This window comes from Sphingomonas bacterium, from assembly GCF_028289855.1.
Classification (GTDB): Bacteria; Pseudomonadota; Alphaproteobacteria; order Sphingomonadales; family Sphingomonadaceae; genus Sphingomonas.
The window spans coordinates 1-6,033 of record NZ_JAQGKZ010000019.1 but is presented as its reverse complement, the minus strand read 5'-3'; the positions used below and the strand labels follow the sequence as shown (position 1 = coordinate 6,033).

Here is a 6,033-nt window from a genome sequence, read left to right as displayed (position 1 = left end):
TCGGCTTCGCGCTGATGCTGCGGGTCGAGCCGCAGGCGAGTTACTGGACCAGCGTGCTGCCCGCGATCGCGGCGATCGCGCTCGGCATGGCGATGGCGGTCGCGCCGCTGACCACCGCGGTGCTGTCCTCGGTCGACGACGCGCATACCGGCACCGCCTCGGGCTTCAACAGCGCGATCGCGCGGACCGGCGGGCTGATCGCCACCGCATCGTGCGGCGCGGTGATCGCGGCGAGCGGGGCGGCGTTGCTGAACGCGTTCCACGTTGCGGCGGTGGTCGGCGCGGCGCTGGCGCTGGGCGCGGGCGCGTCGGCGTTCGCCAGCCTCGACGCCAAGCCGCGAGCGCAATGACGCTGTCCTACAACCACCAAATCTGTCACAGCCGCCGCATGCAAACCCTCTCGCATCGCGCCATCGGCGGCCAACCTAAATTCACGCCGCCCCTTAAAATGGATATGCGCGATGATCGTGAAGTTTCGTCCCCGGGAATCGATTGAATGTCCAGCTACGCCGACCGCCTTTCCTCGCTTCGCGACCAGCTCAAGGCCGACCGCCTCGACGGGTTCGTCGTGCCGCTGACCGACGAGCATATGTCCGAATATGTCGGCGCCTATGCACAGCGATTGGCATGGCTGACGGGGTTTCAGGGATCGGCGGGCACTGCGGTGGTGCTGCCCGCTGAGGCCGCGATGTTCACCGATGGGCGTTACACGCTCCAGGTCCGCGAGCAGGTCGATGGCGGCGCGTATGAGTATGTCGAGGTGCCCGAGACCAGCGTTGCCGACTGGCTCGGCGGCCACGCGCCGCAAGGCGGGCGGATCGGGTACGATCCGTGGCTGCACACCTCGACCTGGGTGAAGGACGCGGAGAAGGCGCTGGCGGCGAAGGGGGCGACGCTGGTCGCGGTCGATACCAACCCGGTCGATGCGATCTGGCCCGACAGACCCGCGCCATCGGATGCGCGGCTGGTCGTGCAACCCGACGACCTCGCGGGCAAATCCTCGGCGCAAAAGCGTGCCGACATCGCGGACTGGCTGGTCGAGCATAAAGCCGATGCCGTTGTGCTGTCGGCACTCGATTCGATCGCCTGGGCGCTCAACGTGCGCGGCGCCGATGTCGAACGAACGCCGGTTGCGCTCGCCTATGCGATCGCCAATGCCGATGGCACGCTCGATCTGTTCGTCGCGCCCGAAAAGATGAGCGACGATGTCGCGGCGCATCTCGGCAATGCGGTGCGCGTGCATGACCGTCAGGCTTTCGCGCCGGCGTTGAGCAACTATGCGGGCAAACGCGTCGCCGCCGATCCCGAGCGCGCGGTTGCGGCGATCTTCGACGGCTTGAAGGCGGGCGGCGCGACGGTGCTGGCGCTGCGCGATCCGGTAGTGCTCGCGAAGGCGATCAAGAACCCGGCCGAAGCCGCGGGGCACCGCGCCGCCAGCGTGCGCGACGGCGCGGCGCTGACCCGGTTTCTCAAATGGTGCGAGGAGACGCTGCCGCTCGGCACCGAAACCGAACTGACCGCCGCCGCGAAGCTGCAGGAATTGCGCGAGGCGACGGGGTTGCTCAAGGATCTTAGCTTCGACACGATCTCCGCGACCGGCCCGCACGGCGCCAGCCCGCATTATCGCGTCACCGAAGAATCGAGCCTGCCGATCGGCCCGGGGCAGCTTTATCTGGTCGATTCGGGCGGGCAATATGCCGACGGCACCACCGACGTGACTCGCGTCGTGCCGGTCGGCGATCCGACGCCGGAGATGGTCGACCGCTTCACCCGCGTGCTGCAGGGGCATATTGCGCTCGCCACCGCGGTGTTCCCCGAAGGTACCAATGGTGGTCAGCTCGACAGCTTCGCGCGGCGGTCACTATGGGAAGCCGGCCTCGATTTTGCGCACGGCACCGGGCACGGCGTCGGCGCCTATTTGGCGGTGCACGAGGGGCCGCAGCGCATCGCCAAGCCCAATTATCCCGGCGGCGGCCCGGCCGAGCCGTTGCGCCCTGGCATGATCATCTCGAACGAGCCGGGTTATTACAAAGCCGGCGATTACGGCATTCGGATCGAGAATCTGGTGCTGGTCGAAACACGCGACATTCCCGGCGCCGAGCAGCCGATGATGGGGTTCGAAACGCTGACCTTCGCGCCGATTGAGCGGCGGCTGATCGAACCGGCGATGCTGACCGCGGCGGAGCGGGCGTGGCTGGACGCGTATCACGGGCGGGTGCTCGACGTGCTGGGACCGGAGCTGAATGCCGAGGAGCGGACTTGGCTTCTCGCCAAATGCGCAACGATCGGGGGTTGATCAGGCCTGCCGCGCGTAGCGGCCGGGCGGTTGTCCGACGTGCCGCCCGAAGGCGATACTGAATGTGCTGGCCGATCCATAGCCGACCCGGCGGGCGACTTCGTCGAGCGCAATCGTCCGGCTGCGCAACAGCTCCTTCGCGACGGCCATCCGCCATGCGAGCAAATATTCCATTGGCCTGAGCCCGACCTTGCGCATGAAGCGGTCGAAAAAGGCCGATCGCGACATACCCGCGCCGCCCGCGAGATCCTTGACGGTCCATGACCGTTCGGGCTCGGCATGCATGTCGCGTAATGCCACGGAGACTCGCGCGTCGGCCAATCCGCACAACAATCCCGATGGTGCCCCTTTCCCTTCGACCGAGCGGAGTGCCTCGATCAGCAACAGTTCGACCAGCCGAGTCAGGATGAGATCGCGGCCGGTTCGCTCGACGTTCGCTTCCTCGCCGACCAGCCGCACCAGCGCCGATAGCCGCGGGACGCCACGGATGTGGATCATCCGCGGCAGCAGCGACACGAGCAACGCAGCATCGGGTGAATCGAAGACGAAGTAGCCGCCGAACAGCCCGACGTCGGGTGGACCGTCGGGTCTGCCGTGGCGCACTTCGCCTGTCGGTGCGGGCGTCACCTTGGGATCGATCCGCACCGGCACGGCGGGCTCAACGCTCGATATGGTAAAGGCTGGCGTCGCGGGGAGTAGCACGAAATCGCCTTGGCAGAGGCTGACGGACTGCTCGCCATCGACCGCGAGCCGGCAATCACCCTCGATCACCGCGCAGAAACCGGGATGGCCGAACTCGGCATAGCGCACTCCCCACGCGCCCGCGCCGCTGATCCCCTTCGAGAAGACGGCGCGCGGGCGGAGCAGGGTGATGATCTGAGACAGGGGGTCGGTCATTTTCCGGACTATAGTAGATTAAATATGGACTACAGCATCGTGAAAGTCCCGTTGTTGCGCGCTAGTTCGTCGGCGTCAACCAAAAGGATTTTACGCATGAAGACCGTTTTGATCACTGGCTGCTCGTCAGGTTACGGGTTGGAGACCGCTCGCCATTTCCTGACCAAGGGGTGGAACGTCGTCGCGACGATGCGCACGCCACGCGAGGATATTCTGCCTCCGTCGGCGCGTCTCCGCATCGTTGCGCTCGACGTCACCGACCCGGCCAGCATCGCGGCAGCACTGACGGCGAGCGGGCCGATCGACGTCCTCGTCAACAATGCCGGGATCGGCGTGGTCGGCGCGTTCGAGGCGACGCCGATGGCGCATGTGCGCAAGGTGTTCGACACCAACACGTTCGGGGTCTTGGCGATGACCCAGGCGGTGATTCCGCAGTTCCGCGCGCGGCGGTCGGGCGTCGTGATCAACGTGACCTCCAGTGCGACGCTCGCGCCGATGCCGCTCGCCGCCGTCTATACCGCCAGCAAGGCGGCGATCGAGGGGTTCACCGGATCGCTCGCGCTCGAACTGTCGGCGTTCGACGTGCGCGCGAAGCTGGTCGAGCCGGGTTATGGCCCGACCACGCGCTTCGCGCAGAATACCGGCGTGAGGATCGAGGACCTGATTCCCGAACCCTATCAGGCTTATGCCGAACCGATCTTCGCAGGGTTTGCGACGCCCACCATGGTGACGCGCGAGAGCGACGTGGCGGAAGCGGTGTGGCTGGCGGCGAATGACGTGTCCGGTCAGCTCCGCTTTCCGGCCGGCCCCGACGCCGTGGCGCTGGCCCACGCGAATTAAACATGGCCGCCCTCCCCGCAAGGGGAGGGTCAGGGCCGCACCACCGCATTCACCGCGTCGGCGGCGCGTAACGCGGTCATCAGCTTCTCCAGATGCGCTGCATCGCGCACCTCCAGGTCGATCTGGTTGGTGTGGAACCCGCTGTCGCTCGAATCGAAACGGATGTTGATGATGTTGGCGCGGTGCTGGCCGATGATGGTCGATACGGTGCCGAGCGCGCCGGGCTCGTTCTTCAGCGTGACCTCGATCTGCGCCATGCCGCCTTCGGCCTTGTCGCCCCAGGCGAGATCGACCCAGTCGGCATCGTCAGATTTGGCGAGTACCGGGCAATCGATGCGGTGGACCGCGATTTCCTGGTCGGGGCGGCGCAAGCCCACGATGCGGTCGCCCGGAACGGGGTGGCAGCAGGAATCGAGCATATAGGCGACGCCAGGAGTCAGCCCGGTGATCGATACCGCCGATTGCTGGGGCAGCGCGCGGCCGGCGTCGGTGCCTGCGGAGCCGGGCATCAACGCTTCCATCAACTCGGCGTCGGTGATCCGCCGCCGCGCGACCGCTTCGAGCAACGCATCTTCACTGGCGAGCTTGAGCTTCTTGAGCGCGGTCTTGACCGCATCGACACTGAGCGGCGCGGGGAGCCGCTGGACGATCTCGTCGTACAGCTTGCGGCCCAGCGTGCGCGTTTCCTTGCGGTCGGTCAGCCGCAGCGAACGGCGGATCGCCGCGCGCGCCTTGCCCGTGATCGCGAAGTTGAGCCAATTGGGCTGCGGCGTCTGTGCCTTCGAGCGTAATATCTGCACCTGGTCGCCATTGTCGATCACGGTGCGGAGCGGCACGTGGCGGCCGTTGATCTTGGCGCCGACCGCCTGGTCGCCGAGGTCGGTGTGGACCGCATAGGCGAAATCGATCGGGGTCGCGCCCTTGGGCAATTGGTGGAGCTCGCCCTTGGGCGTGAAGGCGAAGATGCGATCCTGGTACATCGCCATCCGCGTGTGCTCGAGCAATTCCTCGGGGCTGTCGGCGGTTTCGAGAATCTCGACCAGGTCGCTGATCCAGCTGTGCTGCGTGTCGGCGCGGACCTTGCCGGTCTTGTACGCCCAATGCGCGGCGAGGCCGTATTCGGCCTCGGCATGCATTTCCTCCGTGCGGATCTGGATTTCGACGCGGGTGTCGCCGGCGTGCATCACCGATGTGTGGAGCGAACGATAGCCGTTGCGCTTAGGCGTCGAAATGTAATCCTTGAACTTGCCGGGGACGAACGGCCAGCGGCGGTGGATGACGCCCAGCGCGCGATAGCAATCCTCCTCGGTCGGGACGATCGCGCGGAATGCCATGATGTCGGACAGCTGCTCGAAGCTGATGTGGCGCTCGCCCATCTTCTTCCAGATCGAATAGGGATGCTTTTCGCGGCCCGATATGTCGGTATCGACGCCCTGGCGCGACAGCAGCAGTTTAAGGCCGGAGCCGATCTTGGCGATGCGGTCGCCGCCGCCGTCCTGCAATTGTTCGAGCCGTTTGGAGATCGAGGCATAAGCGTCGGGCTCGAGCTGCGCGAAGGCGAGCGTCTGCATCTCCTTCATGAACTCGTACATGCCGATCCGCTCGGCGAGCGGGGCGTAGATATCCATCGTCTCGCGCGCGATGCGCTTGCGCTTCTCCGGGCTCGGGATGTGGTGCAGCGTGCGCATGTTGTGCAGCCGGTCGGCGAGCTTGACCAACAGCACGCGGATGTCGTCGGACATCGCCAGCAGGAACTTGCGCAAATTTTCGGCGGCGCGCTCGGTGTCCGACTGCGCCTCGATCTTCGACAGCTTGGTGACGCCGTCGACCATCCGCGCGATATTCTCGCCGAACAATTTGTGGATCTGTTCGGGAGTGGCGACGGTGTCCTCGATCGTGTCGTGGAGAATCGCGGTTGCGATCGTCTCATCGTCGAGGTGGAGGTCGGTCAGGATGCCCGCGACTTCGATCGGGTGCGAGAAATAGGGGTCGCCCGATGC

The 6,033-nt window shown here is 65.9% G+C and carries 4 protein-coding genes and 1 pseudogene; 3 read left to right on the top strand and 2 right to left on the bottom strand.

The window, feature by feature from the left end:
* Together JWM94_RS01365 and JWM94_RS01360 are read left to right on the top strand one after the other, a co-directional pair.
* Window positions 1-350, top strand: a pseudogene (locus tag JWM94_RS01365) (MFS transporter); the annotation flags it as partial.
* A 146-nt stretch (window positions 351-496) separates the two neighbouring features.
* Complete coding sequence (locus JWM94_RS01360; protein WP_299420249.1) at window positions 497-2,296, top strand: aminopeptidase P family protein; 1,800 nt, start codon at window positions 497-499, stop codon at window positions 2,294-2,296.
* Here JWM94_RS01360 and JWM94_RS01355 read toward each other — a convergent pair whose 3' ends face one another.
* Entirely contained in the window at window positions 2,297-3,193 is an 897-nt protein-coding gene (locus tag JWM94_RS01355; protein ID WP_299420246.1) for an AraC family transcriptional regulator, read from the bottom strand. It abuts the gene before it with no gap.
* A 96-nt stretch (window positions 3,194-3,289) separates the two neighbouring features.
* Between JWM94_RS01355 and JWM94_RS01350 the strand changes: the two genes are divergently transcribed.
* Window positions 3,290-4,033 (top strand): SDR family oxidoreductase, encoded by a 744-nt coding sequence (locus JWM94_RS01350; protein WP_299420241.1) that lies wholly within the window; start codon window positions 3,290-3,292, stop codon window positions 4,031-4,033.
* Window positions 4,034-4,062: 29 nt separating this feature from the next.
* On the opposite strand, the gene JWM94_RS01345 is transcribed toward JWM94_RS01350, so the two are convergent.
* Window positions 4,063-6,033 (bottom strand): bifunctional (p)ppGpp synthetase/guanosine-3',5'-bis(diphosphate) 3'-pyrophosphohydrolase (locus JWM94_RS01345; protein WP_299420236.1); only part of this gene is annotated, 1,971 nt, incomplete at its 5' end.